Origin of the sequence: Saccharophagus degradans 2-40 (assembly GCF_000013665.1) — a bacterium.
GTDB lineage: Bacteria > Pseudomonadota > Gammaproteobacteria > Pseudomonadales > Cellvibrionaceae > Saccharophagus > Saccharophagus degradans.
On sequence record NC_007912.1, the window covers coordinates 2266508 to 2286399 of the forward strand.

20 protein-coding genes are annotated in these 19892 nt (G+C 45.9%); 13 read left to right on the forward strand and 7 right to left on the reverse strand.

Features of this window, described 5'->3' with window-relative positions; all coding sequences use genetic code 11:
* Positions 1 to 9: 9 nt before the first annotated feature.
* The gene (locus SDE_RS09290) at positions 10 to 1260 is read left to right on the forward strand and encodes a DUF5610 domain-containing protein (RefSeq protein ID WP_011468256.1); all 1251 of its coding nucleotides are present in this window, start codon (positions 10 to 12) and stop codon (positions 1258 to 1260) included.
* 84 nt (positions 1261 to 1344) lie between these two features.
* Positions 1345 to 1617 (forward strand): glutaredoxin family protein, encoded by a 273-nt coding sequence (locus SDE_RS09295; RefSeq protein ID WP_011468257.1) that lies wholly within the window; start codon positions 1345 to 1347, stop codon positions 1615 to 1617.
* Position 1618: 1 nt separating this feature from the next.
* On the opposite strand, the gene SDE_RS09300 is transcribed toward SDE_RS09295, so the two are convergent.
* Positions 1619 to 3613 carry a transglycosylase SLT domain-containing protein gene (locus tag SDE_RS09300; RefSeq protein ID WP_417750316.1) on the reverse strand — a complete coding sequence of 665 codons (1995 nt, stop codon included), beginning with the start codon at positions 3611 to 3613 and terminating at the stop codon, positions 1619 to 1621.
* 198 nt (positions 3614 to 3811) lie between these two features.
* Here SDE_RS09300 and SDE_RS09305 point away from each other — a divergent pair, with 198 nt between their 5' ends.
* Complete coding sequence (locus SDE_RS09305; protein ID WP_011468259.1) at positions 3812 to 5725, forward strand: ATP-binding cassette domain-containing protein; 1914 nt, start codon at positions 3812 to 3814, stop codon at positions 5723 to 5725.
* A gap of 76 nt (positions 5726 to 5801) precedes the next feature.
* On the opposite strand, the gene SDE_RS09310 is transcribed toward SDE_RS09305, so the two are convergent.
* Positions 5802 to 6251 carry a universal stress protein gene (locus tag SDE_RS09310; RefSeq protein ID WP_011468260.1) on the reverse strand — a complete coding sequence of 150 codons (450 nt, stop codon included), beginning with the start codon at positions 6249 to 6251 and terminating at the stop codon, positions 5802 to 5804.
* 184 nt (positions 6252 to 6435) lie between these two features.
* On the opposite strand from SDE_RS09310, the gene SDE_RS21290 reads away from it, so the two are divergent.
* The gene (locus SDE_RS21290) at positions 6436 to 6930 is read left to right on the forward strand and encodes a hypothetical protein (protein WP_011468261.1); all 495 of its coding nucleotides are present in this window, start codon (positions 6436 to 6438) and stop codon (positions 6928 to 6930) included.
* On the opposite strand, the gene SDE_RS09320 is transcribed toward SDE_RS21290, so the two are convergent.
* Complete coding sequence (locus tag SDE_RS09320; protein ID WP_049762611.1) at positions 6920 to 7714, reverse strand: hypothetical protein; 795 nt, start codon at positions 7712 to 7714, stop codon at positions 6920 to 6922. The two genes, SDE_RS21290 and SDE_RS09320, sit on opposite strands and share 11 nt — an antisense overlap.
* Before the next feature lie 647 nt (positions 7715 to 8361).
* Between SDE_RS09320 and topA the strand changes: the two genes are divergently transcribed.
* The 3 genes from topA (at position 8362) to SDE_RS09335 (ending at position 12080) form a co-directional block, all read left to right on the forward strand.
* Positions 8362 to 11073: a type I DNA topoisomerase gene (gene topA, locus SDE_RS09325; protein ID WP_011468263.1), complete on the forward strand. Its 2712-nt coding sequence runs from the start codon at positions 8362 to 8364 to the stop codon at positions 11071 to 11073.
* 94 nt (positions 11074 to 11167) lie between these two features.
* Positions 11168 to 11674, forward strand: a complete 507-nt coding sequence (locus SDE_RS09330; protein ID WP_011468264.1) for a DUF6586 family protein — start codon at positions 11168 to 11170, stop codon at positions 11672 to 11674.
* 136 nt (positions 11675 to 11810) lie between these two features.
* The gene (locus SDE_RS09335) at positions 11811 to 12080 is read left to right on the forward strand and encodes a hypothetical protein (protein WP_011468265.1); all 270 of its coding nucleotides are present in this window, start codon (positions 11811 to 11813) and stop codon (positions 12078 to 12080) included.
* A 257-nt stretch (positions 12081 to 12337) separates the two neighbouring features.
* Here SDE_RS09335 and SDE_RS09340 read toward each other — a convergent pair whose 3' ends face one another.
* The 3 genes from SDE_RS09340 to SDE_RS09350 form a co-directional block, all read right to left on the reverse strand.
* Entirely contained in the window at positions 12338 to 12757 is a 420-nt protein-coding gene (locus SDE_RS09340) for a cell division inhibitor SulA (RefSeq protein WP_011468266.1), read from the reverse strand.
* 2 nt (positions 12758 to 12759) lie between these two features.
* Positions 12760 to 13365 (reverse strand): transcriptional repressor LexA, encoded by a 606-nt coding sequence (lexA, locus tag SDE_RS09345; protein WP_011468267.1) that lies wholly within the window; start codon positions 13363 to 13365, stop codon positions 12760 to 12762.
* A 103-nt stretch (positions 13366 to 13468) separates the two neighbouring features.
* Complete coding sequence (locus SDE_RS09350; protein WP_011468268.1) at positions 13469 to 13786, reverse strand: DUF6763 family protein; 318 nt, start codon at positions 13784 to 13786, stop codon at positions 13469 to 13471.
* 464 nt (positions 13787 to 14250) lie between these two features.
* Here SDE_RS09350 and SDE_RS09355 point away from each other — a divergent pair, with 464 nt between their 5' ends.
* The 6 genes from SDE_RS09355 to SDE_RS09380 all read left to right on the forward strand — a co-directional run bounded on the left by SDE_RS09355 (position 14251) and on the right by SDE_RS09380 (position 18762).
* Positions 14251 to 14883, forward strand: coding sequence for a TetR/AcrR family transcriptional regulator (locus SDE_RS09355; protein WP_011468269.1), 633 nt, complete (start codon positions 14251 to 14253; stop codon positions 14881 to 14883).
* Positions 14870 to 15904 (forward strand): beta-N-acetylhexosaminidase, encoded by a 1035-nt coding sequence (nagZ, locus tag SDE_RS09360; protein WP_011468270.1) that lies wholly within the window; start codon positions 14870 to 14872, stop codon positions 15902 to 15904. The genes SDE_RS09355 and nagZ overlap by 14 nt, the downstream gene beginning before the upstream one ends.
* Before the next feature lie 56 nt (positions 15905 to 15960).
* On the forward strand, positions 15961 to 17070 hold the full coding sequence (locus tag SDE_RS09365) for a mechanosensitive ion channel family protein (RefSeq protein WP_011468271.1): 1110 nt from the start codon (positions 15961 to 15963) through the stop codon (positions 17068 to 17070).
* A gap of 6 nt (positions 17071 to 17076) precedes the next feature.
* The gene (locus tag SDE_RS09370) at positions 17077 to 17652 is read left to right on the forward strand and encodes a hypoxanthine-guanine phosphoribosyltransferase (protein WP_011468272.1); all 576 of its coding nucleotides are present in this window, start codon (positions 17077 to 17079) and stop codon (positions 17650 to 17652) included.
* Positions 17653 to 17673: 21 nt separating this feature from the next.
* Entirely contained in the window at positions 17674 to 18432 is a 759-nt protein-coding gene (locus SDE_RS09375; RefSeq protein ID WP_011468273.1) for an S-methyl-5'-thioinosine phosphorylase, read from the forward strand.
* A 102-nt stretch (positions 18433 to 18534) separates the two neighbouring features.
* On the forward strand, positions 18535 to 18762 hold the full coding sequence (locus SDE_RS09380) for a cold-shock protein (RefSeq protein WP_011468274.1): 228 nt from the start codon (positions 18535 to 18537) through the stop codon (positions 18760 to 18762).
* 89 nt (positions 18763 to 18851) lie between these two features.
* On the opposite strand, the gene SDE_RS09385 is transcribed toward SDE_RS09380, so the two are convergent.
* Entirely contained in the window at positions 18852 to 19886 is a 1035-nt protein-coding gene (locus tag SDE_RS09385; protein ID WP_011468275.1) for a peptidoglycan binding protein CsiV, read from the reverse strand.
* Positions 19887 to 19892: the final 6 nt, after the last annotated feature.

The following is a 19892-nucleotide window of genomic DNA, read 5'->3' on the forward strand; positions in this document are numbered from 1 at the left end:
TAGGCTGAGATGATTAACTTTCCAGGACAAGGATACATAGCAACAGGTTTTCATAACAAAAACAATGAGATAAATGCTGATGCTAATGTAGAGTCACGGCGCCATATACGCCTAGATGCGTTTGTAGAGCGCAGTAACGGCAGTCGTTTAACAGTATCTGCCCAATATGAATCGTCTGTAACACGCGATAATTTCACGCGGGCAAGCGAGACCAGCAATGTTTACGCTCAACCCAAAGTGCAATCTGTTACGAATAACAGCGGGCCAACCTTGGCTGCGAGTAATATTTTAGGCTTTATCGCTCAGCGATTAGGGCTTGATGCAGCAGAGGGTGACGATACCGAAGCGTTACAGAGCAGGCTGCAAGCAGGTTTAGATGGGTTTCTTAAGGGCTATGGCGAAGCAAGAGAGCAGCTATTGGCGCTCGGCCAGTTAAATGGCGATGTGTTGGACGCGGTGGATAAAACCTTCAAAGATGTATTAACAGGCATAGCTGATTTAGCGCAGGAATATGGCTTGGAAAACCCTGCAGCCGACTTACTTGCCGAGATAAAAACCAATGAAGAAGAGCTGAATGTTGATGCCGTCGCGCAAACCGTCAACGCTTCTAATCTTTCTCTAAGCGCTGAAATGCTGCAAGCCAGAACCTTTGAATTTGAAGTAAAAACAGCAGAAGGCGATATTGTATTAATCCGTGCGCTAGCGGAGCAAAGCGGCAGCTACAGCACCAATGCAGATGGCAAATCAATAAGTGCCAGTAGCAGCACGGTGAATCAGTTTAGCTTTTCTGTAGAGGGCGAGCTAAACAGCGATGAAATAACTGCGCTAAATGACCTTTTAGGCAAAGTGAGTGACTTGTCTGCTACGTTCTACAGTGGCAACTTAGAAGGCGCGTTTGAGCAAGCTTTAAGCTTAGGTTATGACGATGAGCAAATAGCGTCATTCTCGCTAAACCTTACAATGTCTACCTTTACGCGAGTGGATGACAGCTACGGCAAGGTCGCACGGCAAGGCGAGCGTCCACAACCACAAGAGCAAAGCGCGAATAAAGTAGAAATGATGGATGCCAAGGTGGCTCGCATGGCAGCCTTTATTCAGCAGCTAGAAAAAATACGCTTAGAGGGTGAATCATTGGGGATAGCTCATTCTGCGCTGGGTTCGTTATTGGATAAATCTGTTGGGCAAGAGCATTCGGCTGTGCGCCAGCATGCGGAACGATTTTTATCTGCGTTGCAAAACATAAACCCAGTTAAGGGCTAGTTTCTTTTCTATGACTACTGCGTTTAATCAGTAGTCATACCTCTTGGGGTATAATTATCGGCTTCATTGTTCAAGGTTGCCGTTATGCCCGTTTACCACTTCACGCTTTTTTCAACACTCGGTTGCCATCTATGCGAGGTGGCGCAAAGTGTTTTGGTGCATGCTGCTTGCATTGATGAAGCCTCCATTGGCGTTTGCGACATAGCCACAGATGACGAGCTAATAAAGCTATATGGCGAGAGCATACCAGTGCTACAGCATAATAATTCTGGGCTAGAGCTTAAATGGCCGTTTGACGAAGATACTTTACAGGAATTTATGAGAGGGCTGCCCGAGGCTGGCTCGGGCGAGCAGTAGATTAGTTGATAGGCTTGTAGTCGCCCAGTTCAAATTCATTGAACATAGCGCTTGGGCGGCCCAATCTGTAGCCGTAGATAACCGAAAAGGCTAAAACGTTTTGCACGTAGCCGCGGGTTTCTTTAAACGGAATAGTTTCTATCCAAATATCGTATGGAATACCTGAATCGTGCTCGCGCAACCAGCGGTTAACGCGGTGTGGGCCGGCATTGTAGGCGGCAGCGGCAAGAATTCGGTTGCCGTTATATTTTTGCAGTAACTCGCTTAAATAGTGGCTACCTAGCAAAATATTGTGTTCTGGTTTAAATAAATCTGCCGTGGAATGCTTAATGCCAGACTTCTGAGCAGTTTCACGCGCTGTTGCAGGCATTAGCTGCATTAAACCGCGTGCATCGCTGTGGGAGCGAGCAGTTTCGGCAAAAGCGCTTTCTTGCCTTGCCACTGCAAATATAAGTGTTGGCTCTAAATCTACTGCGCTGGCTACTTCGTTAATTTGTTCGAGGTAGGCAAGGGGGAAGCGAATGTCAACCTGATCCCACTGCTGGCTGTAAATCATAGATTTAATAGCCTGATTGTGCCAACCCCACTTGCGGGCGAGGTCGCCAGCGGCAAGTATTTCTGCCTCGTTCAGCTGCGCTAAGGCAAAATACCACTCTGCATTAGCTTCTCTTAGGCTGTCGTTTAGCCAAAGCTCTTTGGCGCGCTGAATAGCACTTAGCTGCTCTACACGGCTTTGCGTATTGGGGTCTATATTGTCGTTGCGCTGTCTCAGGCTGTAGGGCTGCTTAGTCGCGTCGGCGGCTATAAACCCGTAAAAGCTGCGTGAGCCAGATAATTGCTGGTAAATATCGGCGCTGGTGCCCATTGGCCCCGTTTCAATCCCAAGCTCATCTTGCGCGCGTGCTCGCCAATACAGCCAGCGTTCTTCCTGTTGTAGTTCGGGTGTTGCAAGATTTACCCACTGGTTAACTTTTTGCCAATCTTGCTGTTTAAGCGCCTCGCGTAAAAGTGCTTCCATAACGCTTGCATCGCGCAGCTCGTTAGAATGGCTAATCCACTTCTCTACTAAGTCGCTATGGCCCTTATAGGCTAAGCGTTTTACTAGGTACAGCTTGGTATCAACTGCTTGCTCTTGGCTAAACAAATGCTGCGCTTCGTAGCGCTCCCACTGCTTAACGGCATCTTTAGGGTTGGAGCGCGCGTAGCGTTTTATACCGTAGGCAATGATGTCGTTCATTGGTTGGCTTTGTTCGCGAAATAGCTTGGTGGTGCGAATGCTGTAAGGGTAGCCGTGTACCTTGTCGAATAGGTCAGCGTAAGCTTTGTATTCGGTGCTCATGTAGCGGGTCACATAGCGCGCAAGACTGCGCTTATTGTTGTTCATGGCTTCGGTGAAGCGTGTCCAAGCAACGGCATCGGTAATGCCGCCTTGTTTTTTCCACGCGGAGAAAAGCGGGTCGCAGGCGTCGGGTAATGATTTGCCTACTGCCCAAATGCCCGCAACGTCGCTATAGGCCGTTTTGTCGCCGGTTTGGATGCGTGCGTACAGGTTGTAGCATTCTAGCTCAACCATGCCGAGCCCTGGCTGGTAGTAGTGTAAATACTCGTCCCACTTTTGCTTTATAGCAAGTGTGTAAAGCCATTGTTGTGCCAAGCGTTTGCTCAAAAAGCTGGCTTTATGTTCTGCTAAAAACGAGTCTACCTTTGCGGTGGGCAACGTATGTAATTGGTTCTTTAGTAAGGCGTAATCGAGGTAGGGCAGCAACGCATAGCCTTGTGCTAGTGCATAGTGTTTCTCGAACAATGCCATATCGTCTTTGGCAAGGTAGGTTTTTGCGAGTTGGTAGTGATAGCGCTGATCTGTAATAGATAGCGTATTTGAAGCTAGTTCTCGTGTATCATTCACGTCCGTTGCAACTAGGGCAAAGGCGTGGCCAGAAATAACGAGGCCAGATACGCATAAAATGTTAGTTAGTAAACGACTCACTGCTGTCATCAACACTGCAACCATAATGTTAGGTTAGAAATCTCCGCTGAAAATTTAGCAACCACCATGTCTCTATACATTGTTGATGAAATTTAACTTTAGCGCTAGCCGTTGTGACAAATAAAATGAAATTTAGTGCCTAACTAGCGGAAAAATAGAAGGTTTTTCTAATTTTTCCGCATAAAAAGGTATAAAAACGAGGTAGTAATGCCACTTTTAAAGTTAGACAAGTACCAGCTCCATTATGGCGAGCAGGCCATCTTCGACGATTTGAGTTTGAATTTGGAGCCGGGCGATCGTCTGTGCATCATTGGGCGCAATGGCGTTGGCAAATCCACGCTGCTTAAATGTATCCAAGGGGATATAGATCCAGATTCTGGCCAGCGCTGGTTAAATACCGGCGTAAAGGTTGCCAGCTTATCGCAAGATTTACCCGAGGCAGGCGATTTAACTGTATTTGAAATGATTGCGCAAGCCATGCCAGAGCTAGGCGCTGATCTTGCGCAATTTGCCAAACTTGTACAGCAACCAGATACCGATTTAGAGCTATTGGAGCGCGTGCAACACCGCATAGAAGCGGCCGATGGCTGGCGTTTTCAGAACAAAATAGAGCAGGTGATTACCCGTTTAGACCTAGATGGCGAGGCGAAAATGAGCGCGCTGTCGGGTGGCTGGCGCAGGCGAGTCGCTTTAGCGCAGGCGCTTGTTGTAGAGCCAGATGTACTTTTGCTCGATGAGCCTACCAACCACTTGGATATCGCCGCAATTCGTTGGTTAGAAGAGCAACTGCTGAGTTTTGCCGGCGCGTTGGTGTTTATTACGCACGATAGGGCGTTCTTGCGCGCATTGAGTAACAAAATAGGCGAATTAGATCGCGGCCAGCTTTCGACGTGGGATGGCGATTACGATTCATTTTTAACCTATCGCGAAGAAATGCTCGCGGTTGAAGAAAAACACAATGCCTTATTTGACAAGCGCTTAGCGCAAGAAGAGGTATGGATTCGTCAGGGCATTAAAGCGCGCAGAACGCGCAACGAAGGTCGCGTTAGGGCATTAAAAGCCATGCGTGAAGAGCGAGCCCGTCGCCGCAACCAAATGGGCGAGGCCAAAATAGAGCACAACGTGGATGGCATTTCGGGCAAGTTAGTGGCCGAAGTGAAACACGTCAAATTCTCTTGGCAGGATAAACCCATCATCAATGATTTTTCTTGCACCATTGTTCGCGGCGATAAAATTGGTCTTATCGGCCCCAACGGCATTGGTAAAAGTACGCTCTTAAAGCTACTGCTAGGTGACATACAGCCGCAAGCCGGTGAAGTGAAAATGGGTACCAAGCTTACTGTGGCCTATTTCGACCAGTTACGTGACCAGCTTCATTTAGAGAAAAGTGCAATCGATAATATCGCCGAAGGCCGTGATTCCATCGAAATTAACGGTAAATCTCGTCATATTATTAGCTATTTACAAGACTTTCTTTTTAGCGGCGAACGCGCTCGCACACCAATTAAAGCGTTGTCGGGTGGTGAGCGAAACCGGGTGCTGTTGGCCAAGCTCTTCAGCAAGCCTAGCAACCTATTGGTAATGGATGAGCCAACCAACGACCTCGACGTAGAAACCCTAGAGCTACTCGAAAGCCTGTTGATGGATTATCAAGGCACCTTGCTACTGGTAAGTCACGATAGGGAATTTTTAGATAACGTAGTGACAAGCTCCATTGCGTTTGAAGGCAACGGCAAGCTACTGGAATATGTAGGTGGTTATACCGATTGGCTGCATCAAGGTGGCAAGTGGCCAGACGGGGCTGAGCAGGCTCGCGCAGAAGCTGAGGCGCCTAAAAAAGAAGCTGCAAGCCCTAAGCCTGCAGTATCTAAGCCGGCAACACCCAAGCCTGCGGCTAAAAAATTAAGCTACAAGCTGCAACTAGAGCTAGATAAGCTACCTGCCGAACTGGAAGAGCTAGAAGAAAAAGTCGAAGCACTACAAACGCAGGTGGGCGACCCAGCGTTTTATACTAAAGACCCAGCAGAATCGGCTAAAACCCTAGAAGAGTTGGCTAAACTGGAAGCCTTTCTGCAAGCGCGCTATGCCCGCTGGGAAGAGCTTGAGGCAATGAAAGAATAGGTTTGTAAACCTGTACTAGAGGCCACGTTAATTATGCGGCCTCTAGTGTTTTCGCTGTATGCTAGTCACCAATAAGCTATTCACCAACGCGAACGGCTAACACGTCTGTTTTGGCGCCGTGCAATACGCCGTTCGCGGTGGAGCCAAGCAATAGGGCAAAACCGTGCCTGCCGTGACTGCCCACCACAATTAAGTCGGCGCTGTGTTCTTCTGCGTAACGGTGAAGTTCGCCTGCGGTGTTGCCCACAAGTATGGCCATATTAGCGGGGGTAAGCTCAAGCTCATCGGCTATTTTATCTAAGCGTGCTTGCGCCTGCTGCTCCATTACAACCTGTGCTTCGGTTAGGTCCATAGGTACGTCGCCGCCATAGGCAAAGGCTAGGGGCTCAACTACGTGCGCAAGGCTAACTTGGGCGTTACATGCTTTTGCGAGTTTGATGGCTTTACTAAGAATGGCGGTTGAATCTTCTGATAAATCTAAGCCAACCAAAAGGTGAGAATAAGTACCAACGAGTGCATTACTCATGATGTGCTCCTTTCTAATAGTGAGTGAAGCGTATAACAATGGTATGCCTACTCACACCGTAGTTGCAATCGTTTGGTGCGTCAAACCGAGCCATTCGCGGTAATTTACATAGGTGTTATTGCTTTAATCAGATGTTCCTACAGTAATTATTAGTTCTTAAATCTATTTTATATAAGGAAAGAATATGTGGATTGCGATTGGCGTAATAGCGCTATCGGTCATTATGCTAGTTGGCCCAATTATGATGGTGAAACCCACCCCCGGGCAGCGAGCACTAAGTGAATTGCGCAGTGCTGCGCAAAAGAAAGGGCTGCGAGTATCGATGGTGCCCAACCCAATTGGCTCGGACCCTGCGTTTTTGGCTAACTATGGTCTTGCGAGATTAGATAGCGGCGAGGGCAAGCCCATAAGGCCTTGGAAGCTCGTACGCAAAGGGTTTGAGCACGAAATGCATTTTTGTGGCCAGTGGGATTGGGCCGACGAAAATCAGGCTTTGCCTAATATTGCCGCGCAATTACCCGAATTGCTGCAAGCCCTGCCTGCGAGTGTGTGTGCCGTGGAAAGAAATAGGCTAGGGGCGGGAATAGTGTGGAGCGAGCAGCGCAAAGGTCAAGAAACAGACGATGTTCTCGAGCTGTTTTTGCATACCTTGCAAGTGCTAAACAAGGTTAAGGATTAGGCTGGCTATGCTCTTGAATTAGCTTGGCGGCAGCCTCTGCATCTTCTGGCCGAATTAGGTCGGCGGAATCGGCGGAAGGGTTGTGTTGGGTTTCTGGCATAAGGTCTTTTGACAGTGTTTTACGCTTGTTGCCCATTATTTCGCTTAGCTCTTTTATCATTCTGTGCCTGCGCTCTTCATTGATGCTGCCTTTAATCAGCACTTGCTGGGCCTTGCGGTAAAAGGCATAGGCTTTAAGTACGTCACCGCGGTTAACCGCTTTGTGCCCCTCCACAACATGGGTAATGACTACAACCATTAGGCTGGCCCACGCCAATTCGTTTATAAACGCCTCCATTTCTACTATTTCCAATTTACCCGCAACTTGGCGTTTGCGAATAATCATGGCGGCTTCATTTAGCAGGTATTTAGTTCGGGCTATTGCTGCATCACTAGGCTGAGCTCTATAGGTGGCGTGAGACTGAGTGGCGTCCATCAAATCTTCAATTCGCTGTTCTGTGCTGATGCGTGTGGACTCGCAAAAGGGGTTGTTGGGCTCGAGTTTATCTATGGTGTTTAGCACCTCTAGCATTTCATCAAGAATAGTTTTCGGGATGGCGAGCGACTCCACAAGTGACTCCAAGCTCGACGCCATTTCGTCTAATTCGCCAACGCGACGCTTCAGTTGAGCCACTTTTTGGTTAATAACCCTCGAGCGCATTTGCTGCTGATTTACGAAGCTTACGGTGAGTAAGGCCCCTATAACGAGCATCAAAAAAATCAAAATAGTGCCTGGGTCAGACATAAAACATGGGCTCATTCAGGTCAAAGTGGATAAATTAACAAAACTGCATTATTTGCTGGCATCTATAGTTAAATTTTAGCTCATATAACTGAACTTGTTAGGCGGTTAACCGATGTTGGCCGGTTGCAAAGGTGAAAATGGCTCTAATTTACGTTATTAAGTAGTAGAAACAAGCGGTTAGCAACTTTACTTAAAGCTCATTATAGGGCAGTTGGAAGCTTTTCTTGACGTACAAAATAGTACTAATTTGCCTTTGTTTAACGTTTGTTGCGGGCATATTTAAGAGCGAAGAACTAGCATTTTATCGAGCAAATAATACGTGGTTGGTCGGCGATTGAGTGCACGTTTCTGAAATGACAGAAGTTTGCTTGCTTGACCTTGCGCGTGTTAACACTTATATATGCGCTCCGTTAATGTTTGACAGAGTGCCATTTCAGGGCCAACCTCATTTATATTCGTTTTGGGCTAGCGCCAAACCTATAAAAATGAAATAGTAAAAAAGGCGGGTTAAATACTTGTACAAATAATAGCCTGCCTGCAACGTATACATTTATATAATTCGCACGTTATGCGTTTATACAAATGGAACTCCAGTCAAATCTAAGCTGTTATGTCTAGGATGAAAATCCAATATTTAGAAGGCGTCTATGGAAAAGTCATTAGTAATTGTGGAATCGCCGGCCAAGGCTAAAACAATTAACAAGTATCTTGGCAATAAGTTCGTAGTGAAATCCAGCGTAGGCCATATACGCGATTTACCTACTAGCGGTGGAGCTAAGTCTACGGTTGATCCCAAAGAACGCGCTAAGCAAGCTGCGTTGACTAGAAAGATGTCGCCCGAAGAAAAAGCGATTCATCGAGAAAAGAAATCACGCGAACAACTTATAAACCGTATGGGAATTAACCCAGAAAAAAACTGGGAAGCCCGTTACGAGATTCTGCCTGGCAAAGAAAAAGTTGTAGAAGAACTAAAAAAACTGGCTGAAGAAGCCGACACCATCTACCTCGCAACGGATTTGGATCGCGAGGGAGAGGCCATTGCATGGCACTTGCAAGAAACTATTGGTGGTGACCCAGATCGCTACCGCCGAGTTGTGTTTAACGAAATTACCAAAACGGCTATCCAAAAAGCGTTTGAAAAACCCAGCATGCTCGACCTAAATCGAGTGAATGCACAGCAGGCGCGGCGCTTTTTAGATAGGGTTGTGGGTTACATGGTTTCCCCGTTGTTGTGGGAAAAAATTGCACGCGGCTTATCGGCCGGCCGAGTACAGTCTGTTGCTGTTCGATTAGTTGCCGAGCGCGAGCGAGAAATTCGAGCGTTTATTCCAGAAGAATATTGGGACATAGCCGCGCAGTTGGATACACCGAAGGGTGAGCGCGCTGGCTTCGATGTAAAAAAATATCAAGGTAATGTCTTCCGCCCAGTTAACGAAAAAGAAGCCATGGAGGCTGTTGAGCGCTTAAAAGCGAGCGCGTTTAAAGTTACCTCCCGCGAAGACAAACCCACACAATCTAAACCTACTGCCCCTTTTATTACTTCTACATTACAGCAGGCTGCATCCACTAGACTTAGTTTTGGTGTAAAAAAGACCATGATGATGGCGCAGCGTTTGTACGAAGCTGGGCATATCACATACATGCGTACCGACTCTACTAACTTAAGTGCAGAAGCGGTTGAAACCTGTAGAGGGTTTATTCTAGATACGTTTGGTGAAAAATATTTACCCGAAGCCCCCATTTCATACTCAAGCAAAGAGGGCGCGCAAGAGGCGCACGAAGCGATACGTCCATCGGATGTAACGCGTCGCCCAGATAGCCTGACAGACATGGAGCGCGATGCTCAGCGGCTTTATACGCTAATTTGGAACCAATTTGTTGCGTGCCAGATGACTCCGGCACAATTCACCAGCTCGAACATTGTGGTGACAGCCTCAGATTACGAATTGCGAGCCAGAGGCCGCGTTATTCGTTTCGATGGCTTTTTACGGGTAATGCCAGCCATTGCTAAAAAAGATGAAGATAAAATTTTACCCGACGTAAAAGTGGGTGAAACTCTTAATCTTCATCAGCTTGACCCAAGTCAGCATTTTACCAAGCCAACGGCGCGTTACACCGAAGCCAGCTTGGTAAAAGAGTTAGAAAAGCAGGGGATAGGTCGTCCATCCACATACGCGGCCATTATTTCTACCATTCAAGATCGCGGTTACGTACATGTTGAAAACCGTCGGTTCTATGCCGATAAAATGGGCGACATTGTTACCGAGCGCTTAACGGAAAGCTTTAGCGACCTAATGGATTACAGCTTTACCGCGAAAATGGAAGAGTCTCTAGACGTAGTGGCCGAAGGTAAAAAAGATTGGCTATCGCTGCTAAATAATTTTTACGACGACTTCATGCAGAAGTTGGACGCGGCTAAAGCGGCAGATACCGGCATGCGTCGCAACGAGCCAGTTGAAACCAATATTGAATGCACGAATTGCGGCCGCAACATGCAAATCCGCACTGGTACCACTGGTGTATTTTTGGGTTGCTCTGGCTACAACTTACCGCCCAAAGAACGCTGTAAGAACACCATGAACTTGGTGGCTGGCGAAGAAGCGGTAAACATTGACGAAGATGATGAGGCAGAATCCAAGCAGCTGCGTCAAAAACGCCGATGCAAAATTTGTAATACTGCAATGGATAGCTACTTACTGGATGAAACCAGAAAGCTGCACATTTGTGGTAATAACCCAGATTGTTCTGGCTACGAAGTAGAGGCCGGTAGCTTTAAAATTAAAGGTTACGAAGGCCCGGTTATTGAATGCGATAAGTGCGGCCAAGACATGCAGTTAAAGTCGGGTCGATTTGGTAAATACTTTGGCTGCACAAGCGAAAGCTGCAGCAATACTAGAAAGCTATTGCGTAACGGTGAAGCTGCGCCGCCCAAAATGGACCCAGTAAAAATGCCAGAGCTTAAATGCGAGAAGGTAGACGATACCTACGTATTGCGCGATGGTGCTTCGGGCATTTTCTTGGCTGCGAGTCAGTTTCCTAAAAACAGAGAAACGCGAGCGCCACTAGTAAAAGAGCTGTTGCCACACAAAGACGAAATAGACCCCAAGTACGACTTTTTGATGAAGGCACCACTGCAGGATAATAACGGCTTGGATACTATTGTTCGCTACAGCCGTAAAACCAAAGAGCAGTATGTGCAAACCGAAGTAGACGGTAAGGCCACAGGCTGGAAAGCGTTTTACGAGGGTGGTAAATGGGTGATTAGCGATGAGCAAAAACCTAAAAAACCCGCTAAAAAAGCAGCTACAAAAACGAAAGCTAAGCCGAAAGCAAAAGCCAAGGCTAAAAAAGACGAATAGCCGGTAATATTGTAATTGTGTGTTAAAACTATCCCTCAAAGAGCAATCTTTGGGGGATAGTTGCATTGGGGCAAAACAAAGTTTGGAGCAGTGAATGAGTAAAGCATTAAAACTGGCGAGCATGGTAAATCAGCAGCTCGCATTTGCTAAATCTCTGTGGCAGCAAGCAGAGAGTTTGGGCGCGGGTTTTAACGCGCACGCGTGTAAGCAGGCCGGTATCATGCAGTTGTGTACAGGGCTGTGCTTGTATGCAAAAGAGATTGGTTTAGTTGAGGATGAAACGCTGCCTGTGAGTGTAAACGCTATATTGGCTAAGCTATTGGCAATGGGAGATGGCGTAGGGGCAGACTTTAGGTATGAGCAGTTGCGCGATTTGGCGCGCGATGATTCTTCTTGGTTAGCCCATATTGCTGCAATAGAGCCTAGCTTATTTGAACCCAAGCCTGTTCCGGCTCCTGCGGATGAAAATATCATTGCGGTATCTTTGGGCGCGCAGCGCGAAACGCATTGGTTGAATGTTGAATTAGCTATATTGCAGGGTATACGTGACCAATGTGCAGGGTTAATTCGTGATCAGCGTGAAGTTTCATCGGAATACTAGTATTTTGTTACTTGCTTTGCTTTGTTTAGGCGTTTGCGATGGTAATTTGAGATTTAGCCGTGAATGGGCAGATAAATAAAGCCTACTTTGGTAGAATAGCCATCCAAACACATGAATTGAGTTGTGCCGACATTCTATGTCTACGTTATATGAAATTGTTGAAATGCCAAACGGCGAAATTGCGTTAAAGCGAGCTGATGAGGTGGATGAAGAGTCTGGCTTAGAGCCGCTTGTGTCTATCCGGTTCTCGGAAGAGTCTCTTTATTTTTTAAACGAAGCAAAATTAGAAGTAGCAAAAGCCATGATTGAAGCTGGCTTGCAGGCGGCGGGTGATTTAACCGACCCTCAGCTCGTAGAGGAAGAAGCCGCTACTGCCATTCTGGAAGGTGAGCCTACTCTTCATTGATGTCATTAATATCATAGATATCATTAGCGTTATTGATGTCGTTAATGCCACCTAAGTTGTGGTGCCATAAATGACATGGTGTAATTAGCCGCTAATCACTAGTTTCTCTTCAAGGTTACGAGCTAAATTTTCAAATATATGCGCTGCTAGTTCTTATATGTTTTCTTTGGGCTTGCTCTTTTAAGGTAAAGTTTAAGCTAAGCCTTACGCCTTAAAAGTGTTGTGTGGCGCTGCAGTGTTTCATTAATTAGTGTGAATTACTGTGCTTGCCTGTTGCGTAATAAAAGCCCGCGAGTATTGCCTTGAATAGCTGCGCTTTCTAATTGCCTGCAGTCTTGATCTGTTAAATCGTGGGCGGTGCACACTACTGTATGGCTGCAACCATTAGCCAGGGCATCCCAAAGTAGGGCGCCAGTTTTACCTATTGTTTTGCTTGGGTGAATAAGGCGTAACCTAGAAAGATTAAAGCCGTATTCTTGCAAAAGCGTTTTACTAATACCGGTGGGCGCAATCCAAGTTAGCCAGCGGTCGTTACACTTGTTGGTTAAGTGCGCAAGCATTGGCAAAAGTATTGCCGATTGATCGTCGCCAAATTCAGACAAAATAATCTCGGTAATACCAGCGTTACTTGGTTTGGTTTCGGGTAGAGCTGCGAGTAAAGAAAGTTGTGCGGCCATAATTATAACTCTCGACGAATAATGCCTACGCTTAGGCCTTCAATAGAAAAGTTTGCATCCCGTAAATCCACTTCAATAATATTGAAGTCTGGGTTTTCAGGAAGTAATTGGATGGTTGCGTTGTTGCGTTCGCGCTTAAAGCGTTTAACCGTAACTTCATCTTCTATACGGGCTACCACAATATCGCCATTCTTTACTTGTGTTGTGCTGTGCACAGCAAGTAAGTCGCCATCTAAAATACCCGCATCGCGCATACTCATACCCTGTACTTTTAAAAGGTAGTTTGCTTGAGGGTAGAAAAAGTCGGGGGGGACGTCGCAGTAATCTTCAATATTCTGCTCTGCCAAAATTGGGTTACCTGCCGCCACTCGGCCAATTAATGGAATGCCTTGAATGGTTTCTGGTAAGCGAATACCGCGCGATGCACCTGGTACCATTTCAATAGCGCCTTTGCGGGCTAAGGCTTTAAGGTGTTCTTCGGCCGCATTAGCAGAGCGAAAGCCGAGTTGATTGGCTATTTCTGCCCGAGTAGGTGGGTAACCGGTGTCTTCTATGTGACTTTTTATTAGGTCTAGTACTTCCTGTTGACGCGTTGTCAATTTGTACATGGTTCCCCCTAGGGTAAATGCGATTGGATGAATATACAGTACTTGTGATTATATACAGTAAATTCGGTTTGGCAACCCTCAATCGCAATTCCTATTTTGGGGGCTACATATCGTCGAACCCCACAAAGCCATCCGGCTCTATTAGTTCAATGGGGTTCATGTAGTCGTTGTTTTCAAAATCGGAGGTGTCTGACCAGAAGTCTTCAGAGTCTAACCCGTAGGCGCCGGCTTCATCGGTGGGAGCTTGCGCTTGGATAATTCTCATTTGGCCCCACGACTCAATATCAAATTCATCAATATCGCCATCTTGGTATTGTACTTCTATGGTGCCGCTCTTTTCGTCTATAGCGACGACTTCGAACAATTGGGCGTTGGTGAGGTCTTCGTACCAGCTGTTTATAGGTGGGTAGTATGAGGCCATTGTCGATCTCCGACTTGATTGCGTTTAGTGTGCGTGCTCCTTGATAGAGTTACTTTGGTAAGATTGTGCTGTCATCCTGCTTTAAAGTTATCACCGGTCGGGCGACTTTGCGAACAGTGAATGGCGGTGTATAAAGCGCGCTAACAAAATAGGGTGGTGCCAAATCTCATATGGGTTATTAGCTTTTACTACTAAGCGATTGTTATGTTTAAAAAAGTACGGCTGCTGGTGTGCGGCAGGGGTAGCGGCCATGTAACGGTCTGGGAATATCACCGTAGGGGCTGATAAAAAAATGATCTAAAGCTAGAGGTTCTGGGAGGCATTTAGTTAAAAATACCGGTTTATGTTCGTTAGGCGCCTAAACGATTATAAACCCTGTAATTTGAAGGGCTTTTCTTGACATGATCCGAGGTTAAACCGTATGGTTTGCGCCGATTAAAACGATAACATTCAGGGCGGTTTTTATGGCGCAAAACGAGACGGTTGATCGTATTTTGAACGCCGCTACGATTTTATTTGCCGAACGAGGCTTCGCGGAGACTTCCCTGCGTACGATTACTGGCATGGCAGACGTAAATTTGGCGTCGGTAAATTACCATTTCGGGTCTAAAAAGGAGCTTATTCAAGCGGTTTTTACTCGGTTTATGACTCCGTTTTGTAAAGAACTAGACCGCAGGCTGGATGACTATGAGCATGCTGGGCAGCAGTCGCCCAACCCAGATGTGTTGCTACGGCATCTGTTTGCCGCCTTCAAGGCGGTAACCGAAGAGATTAACGAGCCACCGCAGCGCTTTATGAAACTGCTTGGTTTGGCTTATTCCCAATCGCAAGAGCATTTAAGGCTAAGTATTATTGAGCAATTTGGCGGTACCTATACGCGTTTTACCCACGCGTTAAAAGGCTCCTTGCCCGAAATGTCGAATGTTACTTTTTATTGGCGTTTGTATTTTATGCTTGGTGCTGCGGTTTTTACGCTTTCTAGTTACGATTCTATTCGCGGCATTTTAAATGCTGACTACCACGAAGATACCGCTCTCGATGCGGCCATAGAGCTAATGATTCCATCATTAGTGGGGATGCTAAATGTTGGAGACTAACAATCAATTGCTTGGTCCAGTTATTGCGGATATTGCCGGTCAAACTCTTTCCGATGAAGATATAGCGCTAATAAAGAACCCGCTAATTGGCGGGTTAATACTGTTTACCCGTAACTATTCAACCCCTTCACAGCTTGACGCGCTAGTTAAGCAAATTCGCAGTGTACGGGCAGATATAATTCTTGCTGTTGACCACGAGGGTGGCAGGGTGCAGCGCTTTCGGGAAGGCTTTACCCGCATTCCAGCTATGCAAGTATTTGCCAGCGCTTATAAAGCTCGTGCCGAGTTAACCCTTGCGCTTGCCTGTAATACCGGCTGGTTAATGGCTAGTGAACTTCGCGCTTACGACATAGATATTAGCTTTGCACCAGTATTGGATGTGGATGATAGTTTTAGCAGCATTATTGGCGATAGAGCTTTTTCTTCAGACCCCAAAGCTGTTACTGCGCTAGCGGGTGCATTTATAGACGGTATGCAACAAGCAGGTATGGCTTGTACCGGTAAGCATTTTCCTGGGCATGGCAGTGTGCGTGCCGATAGCCATTTAGAGCTGCCAGTGGATTATCGCTCGCTCGAAGCTATAGAGCAGCTCGATTTAATGCCTTTTGCTAAGTTGCAAAGTAAGCTTGATGCTGTAATGCCTGCCCATATATTGTTCCCAGAGGTTGACGATCAGCCCGTTGGCTTTTCTTCTGTTTGGCTGCAAAAAATATTGCGCGATAAAATGGCCTACGACGGTGTAATTTTTAGTGATGATTTGACGATGGAAGGTGCCGCCGTGGCGGGTAGCTTCGGGGAGCGAGCCATAAAAGCAATGAGCGCTGGCTGCGACACATTATTGGTTTGCAACAATCGCGAGGCCACCCTTGAGGTTATTCAGACATTGGCAGATAACGGCAACTATTCTACCTCTATTCGATTGACCAGAATGCGGGGGAAAGCAGGGGCGCAACCTATTTATGATTTACACAATAATAAACGCTGGCAAGAAACCAAAGAAGCATTACTAGCACTTGCTTAATCAGAGGTTCCTTAATTTAAAGTTGAGGCAAATGAATTTAATTGATGGAGTAAATAGTGGACGCTTTTAAATCTACGCTGCAAGAGTGGTTAGGGGAGCTAGCAGGCAAAGAAAACCTTTGGATTGCAGAGGTTTTTATTGTTGTGTTTTGCACCCTTATTGTTGCGCTAGTAGTAAGTACCTTTTTAAACAAGCTCAAGAAAAAGTCGCTGTTAACCAAAACCCTTTGGGATGATGCGTTTTTTCATTCTTTGGCAGCGCCAGCAAAATGGTTTGTATGGGTACTTGGCTTAACAACTGCAGCAACAATTGCCTCAAAGCACTCCGAGTCGGCCATTTTAGAGGCCATTGCCACGGTTCGCCACGTAGGCTATATCGTAATTGTTACTTGGTTTGTAACGGGGTTTATCTCCAAAGCAGAAAAAAACTTAATTGACCCTGAATACAGTCGTCAGCCTATGGATAGAACCACGGCTATGGCGCTGGGTAAATTATTGCGTATATCGGTAATTATTACCGCGATGTTGGTGGCGTTGCAGTCGCTGGGCTACAGTATTTCGGGCGTGTTAGCCTTTGGTGGCATTGGCGGTATAGCGGTAGGTTTTGCGGCGAAAGACCTACTTGCCAACTTTTTTGGCGGGTTAATGGTGTACTTAGATCGACCATTTGCTGTTGGCGATTGGATTCGTTCGCCAGATAAAAATATAGAAGGCGTAGTAGAAGATATAGGTTGGCGTCAAACGCGTATTCGTACTTTCGATAAGCGCCCACTGTACGTACCCAATGCAACCTTTACTCAAATTTCAGTAGAAAATCCATCGCGTATGCAGCACAGGCGCATCTACGAAACCGTGGGTATTCGCTACGACGACGCCACTAAAATGGCGGGTATTGTGGCTGATGTAAAAGCGATGCTGGTAGAGCATGAGGCGATTGATCACAATAATACGCTTATTGTTAATTTCAACGGTTTTGCTTCTTCATCGCTGGATTTTTTCATCTATTGTTTTACGCACACAACAGATTGGATTGAATTTCACGAAATTAAACAAGACGTGCTGTTGAAAGTGCTAAAAATTATTGAAAAGCATGAGGCTGAATGTGCATTCCCAACCTCAACGCTACATGTTCCCGATGGAATACAATTAATGCAGGCGGAAAACTAAACGCGAATGGATGTATCTAATTTCGAAAATGCCATTAAAACGGCAACATGTTTATACACACTAGAGCAAGTTGAAGCTTCCATAGCAAAAATAGGCGATTCTCTAAACAATGAATTTGCCGATTATATAAGTGAGAGTGGCGTACCAGCTAAAGATATGGCGCTACTTACTATTATGAATGGTGCTATGGTTTTTGCGGGCAAGTTGTTACCGAAACTTAAGTTCTCTATAGAAGTCGATTACATTCACGCTACACGCTACGGCAATGGTACCCAAGGCGGTGCCTTAGCTTTACTTGCTGAGCCTAAAATAGAGTTGCAAGGCAAAACAGTTTTGCTAGTAGATGATATTTTTGATGATGGCATTACCATCGATAGAGTAAAGCAGTATTGTTTAGACCGTGGCGCAGAATCTGTACGAACCGTGGTGCTCGCCTACAAAGATAAAACGCGAGAAGGTTTGGCTCAATTGGTATCACCCCCCGATTTTGTTGGTTTTAATGTGCCAGATAAATATGTATTTGGTATGGGGATGGATGCCGAAGGCCTGCTGCGTAATGCGCCCGGTATTTATTATTTTTAGTGGTTAAACACAGGGGGCTAAATGCCAAATAAAATAGCAGTTATTGGCGGGTCTGGGTTTTACACTATGGCGTCTGCCAACAACGCCAAAGCTTTAAACCCAGTTAATACCCCTTATGGGTCTGTGGGTGGCTTAATTGAATACTCAATGGGCGGGCATAATATTGTATTTTTAGCTCGTCACGGCGGTGAGCATAAATTACCGCCGCACAAAATAAATTATCGGGCCAATATTTACGCGCTTAAAGAGTTAGGTGTCTCTCATATTATTGCAGCTAATGCTGTAGGCGGCATTGGTGAAAGGTGTGGGCCGGGTGTACTTGTTATTCCCGATCAGCTAATTGATTACACCTTTGGGCGCGAAGGTACATTCTTTGATAGTTTCGAAGATGGTATGAGCCATATCGATTTTACTTACCCATTTGAAGGGCGTGTGCGCAACGCGTTAATTCAAGCGAGTGCCGCATTTGAAAAAGAATTTGGCAGCGATAAAGTTGTGCGCAACGGCGTTTATGCGTGTATGCAAGGGCCGCGTTTAGAGACGGCAGCTGAAATAAAAAAATTAAAAAACGATGGCGCCTCACTAGTTGGAATGACCGCAATGCCAGAGGCGGCGCTTGCTAGAGAGCTCGGCATCGATTACGCTTCGATCTGTTTGGTGGTTAATTGGGCGGCCGGTTTGTCGGCTGGTTTAATAACCCTAGAGGCAATAAATGCAGAGTTAGAAGGCTGTGTAGGAAAAGCCGAATACCTAATCGGTCAAAGTGTGAACTATTTCTAGCAACGTATTTCGGAATTATCATATTGTCCATAACACTTGGTAATAGTTTTATTACCTTAAAATAAAAATAATGCGTACAACGTCGTACAAAGAGGTATGTTAATGTCAGATAGAACGAAAGGAACAGTTAAGTGGTTTAATAATGCGCGCGGTTATGGGTTTATTACTGCTGGCGCCACGGAAGAAAAAGAAGGTGATGATATTTTTGTACATTACCGCAGTATTCGAGGTGAAGGATACAAATCACTCAATGAAGGTCAGGCTGTAGAGTTTTCGTTACAGCAGGGCGATAAAGGGTTTCACGCTGACGATGTTGCCCTTATAGGTTAATAACTTATACTCTTTAAGCATTTAGAAAACCCAGTGCAGTTTAGGTGTTTGCCTAATCTGCACTGGGTTTTTTATTGGCTGTGTCTAAATTATTGTGTTTCTTCTGCGCCACTCGATGCGCTGGGGTCGTATGGTGTTACTTTCACTAGTAGGCCTAATTTGGGGTGGTCTATATAGTGAAGTTCTCCACTTCGCATTCTTCGCTGCTGCTGCAAAGTTACGATTTGTGTAACCACGAAATTCTTAATTTTCTCGGGCTCAGGTGCTTCATTTACGGGTTTCATGCCTGTATTAAAATTAAAGCCTCCAAGATTATCGGTAGTAGGCTCAGCAAATAGTAGGCTATCTAGCTGTTGCGAGCTGATTTCCGAAGGTGCAGGTTCTGCAGATTGATTAACGTTTTCGCCAAGTAGGTTTTCGTTATCGTCACCGTATTCGTTGCTAATAGGCTGTTCGATAACAATATTTGCAACATTAAATGGCGCTTCAGGCAGTTCTGGCCATTGTCCTTGTGGTTGGCCGTAATTCGCTTCGAAGGCTGTTAGCCATAAATTTGAATCTATATGTAAGTAGCGGCTTACGCTAACTTTTAATGAGCCTTCTAGCTCGTAATGGTCGTCAAACTGTTTGCCAGCTTGCACCACTATAGCTGGTGCTTGGTCGGCGCCTGTAAGAGGTTGGCGCCAAGCTTGGTGGAATAAAAGGTGTAAGTGATTGGTGCGCGCTATCCTTTTAGCAATACTGTTTAGCTGTTGGTCTGCTGTGGCTAGCGGGATGAAAGGTTTCTCGGCTAGGTCTGCTTCTACTGTGCTGGGTGCTATTGTGCCTTCTTGTGCTGTAAGCTGATTTTGCATTTGCTCGTCAGTTGTTTCTTCTTCCGCAATAAATTCTAAATACCGACTTTTAGCAGGGTAGGCCAGTACTATATCTTTTGGCCAGACTTCGGTTTGTGCGGCGGCAGTTAATCGTTCGACAATAATGACTTCAATTTGGTACCAAGGGGCATCTGAATTTGTTTGAGCAAAAGTATTGGAGGTAAATGCGCAGGCAACAACCAGTGAGCCAGCAAAGAGTTTGGCGGCCTTGGGGAGTGCATGCTTATATAAATTGAACATTGGTTTCATGGCTTG

Bases quoted from the DNA above. Each gene is read 5' to 3' on its own strand.
- SDE_RS09290 (WP_011468256.1), top strand. From the start codon at position 10: ATGATTAACTTTCCAGGACAAGGATACATAGCAACAGGTTTTCATAAC.
- SDE_RS09295 (WP_011468257.1), top strand. From the start codon at position 1,345: ATGCCCGTTTACCACTTCACGCTTTTTTCAACACTCGGTTGCCATCTA.
- SDE_RS09300 (WP_417750316.1), bottom strand. From the start codon at position 3,613: ATGACAGCAGTGAGTCGTTTACTAACTAACATTTTATGCGTATCTGGC.
- SDE_RS09305 (WP_011468259.1), top strand. From the start codon at position 3,812: ATGCCACTTTTAAAGTTAGACAAGTACCAGCTCCATTATGGCGAGCAG.
- SDE_RS09310 (WP_011468260.1), bottom strand. From the start codon at position 6,251: ATGAGTAATGCACTCGTTGGTACTTATTCTCACCTTTTGGTTGGCTTA.
- SDE_RS21290 (WP_011468261.1), top strand. From the start codon at position 6,436: ATGTGGATTGCGATTGGCGTAATAGCGCTATCGGTCATTATGCTAGTT.
- SDE_RS09320 (WP_049762611.1), bottom strand. From the start codon at position 7,714: ATGTCTGACCCAGGCACTATTTTGATTTTTTTGATGCTCGTTATAGGG.
- topA (WP_011468263.1), top strand. From the start codon at position 8,362: ATGGAAAAGTCATTAGTAATTGTGGAATCGCCGGCCAAGGCTAAAACA.
- SDE_RS09330 (WP_011468264.1), top strand. From the start codon at position 11,168: ATGAGTAAAGCATTAAAACTGGCGAGCATGGTAAATCAGCAGCTCGCA.
- SDE_RS09335 (WP_011468265.1), top strand. From the start codon at position 11,811: ATGTCTACGTTATATGAAATTGTTGAAATGCCAAACGGCGAAATTGCG.
- SDE_RS09340 (WP_011468266.1), bottom strand. From the start codon at position 12,757: ATGGCCGCACAACTTTCTTTACTCGCAGCTCTACCCGAAACCAAACCA.
- lexA (WP_011468267.1), bottom strand. From the start codon at position 13,365: ATGTACAAATTGACAACGCGTCAACAGGAAGTACTAGACCTAATAAAA.
- SDE_RS09350 (WP_011468268.1), bottom strand. From the start codon at position 13,786: ATGGCCTCATACTACCCACCTATAAACAGCTGGTACGAAGACCTCACC.
- SDE_RS09355 (WP_011468269.1), top strand. From the start codon at position 14,251: ATGGCGCAAAACGAGACGGTTGATCGTATTTTGAACGCCGCTACGATT.
- nagZ (WP_011468270.1), top strand. From the start codon at position 14,870: ATGTTGGAGACTAACAATCAATTGCTTGGTCCAGTTATTGCGGATATT.
- SDE_RS09370 (WP_011468272.1), top strand. From the start codon at position 17,077: ATGGATGTATCTAATTTCGAAAATGCCATTAAAACGGCAACATGTTTA.
- SDE_RS09375 (WP_011468273.1), top strand. From the start codon at position 17,674: ATGCCAAATAAAATAGCAGTTATTGGCGGGTCTGGGTTTTACACTATG.
- SDE_RS09380 (WP_011468274.1), top strand. From the start codon at position 18,535: ATGTCAGATAGAACGAAAGGAACAGTTAAGTGGTTTAATAATGCGCGC.
- SDE_RS09385 (WP_011468275.1), bottom strand. From the start codon at position 19,886: ATGAAACCAATGTTCAATTTATATAAGCATGCACTCCCCAAGGCCGCC.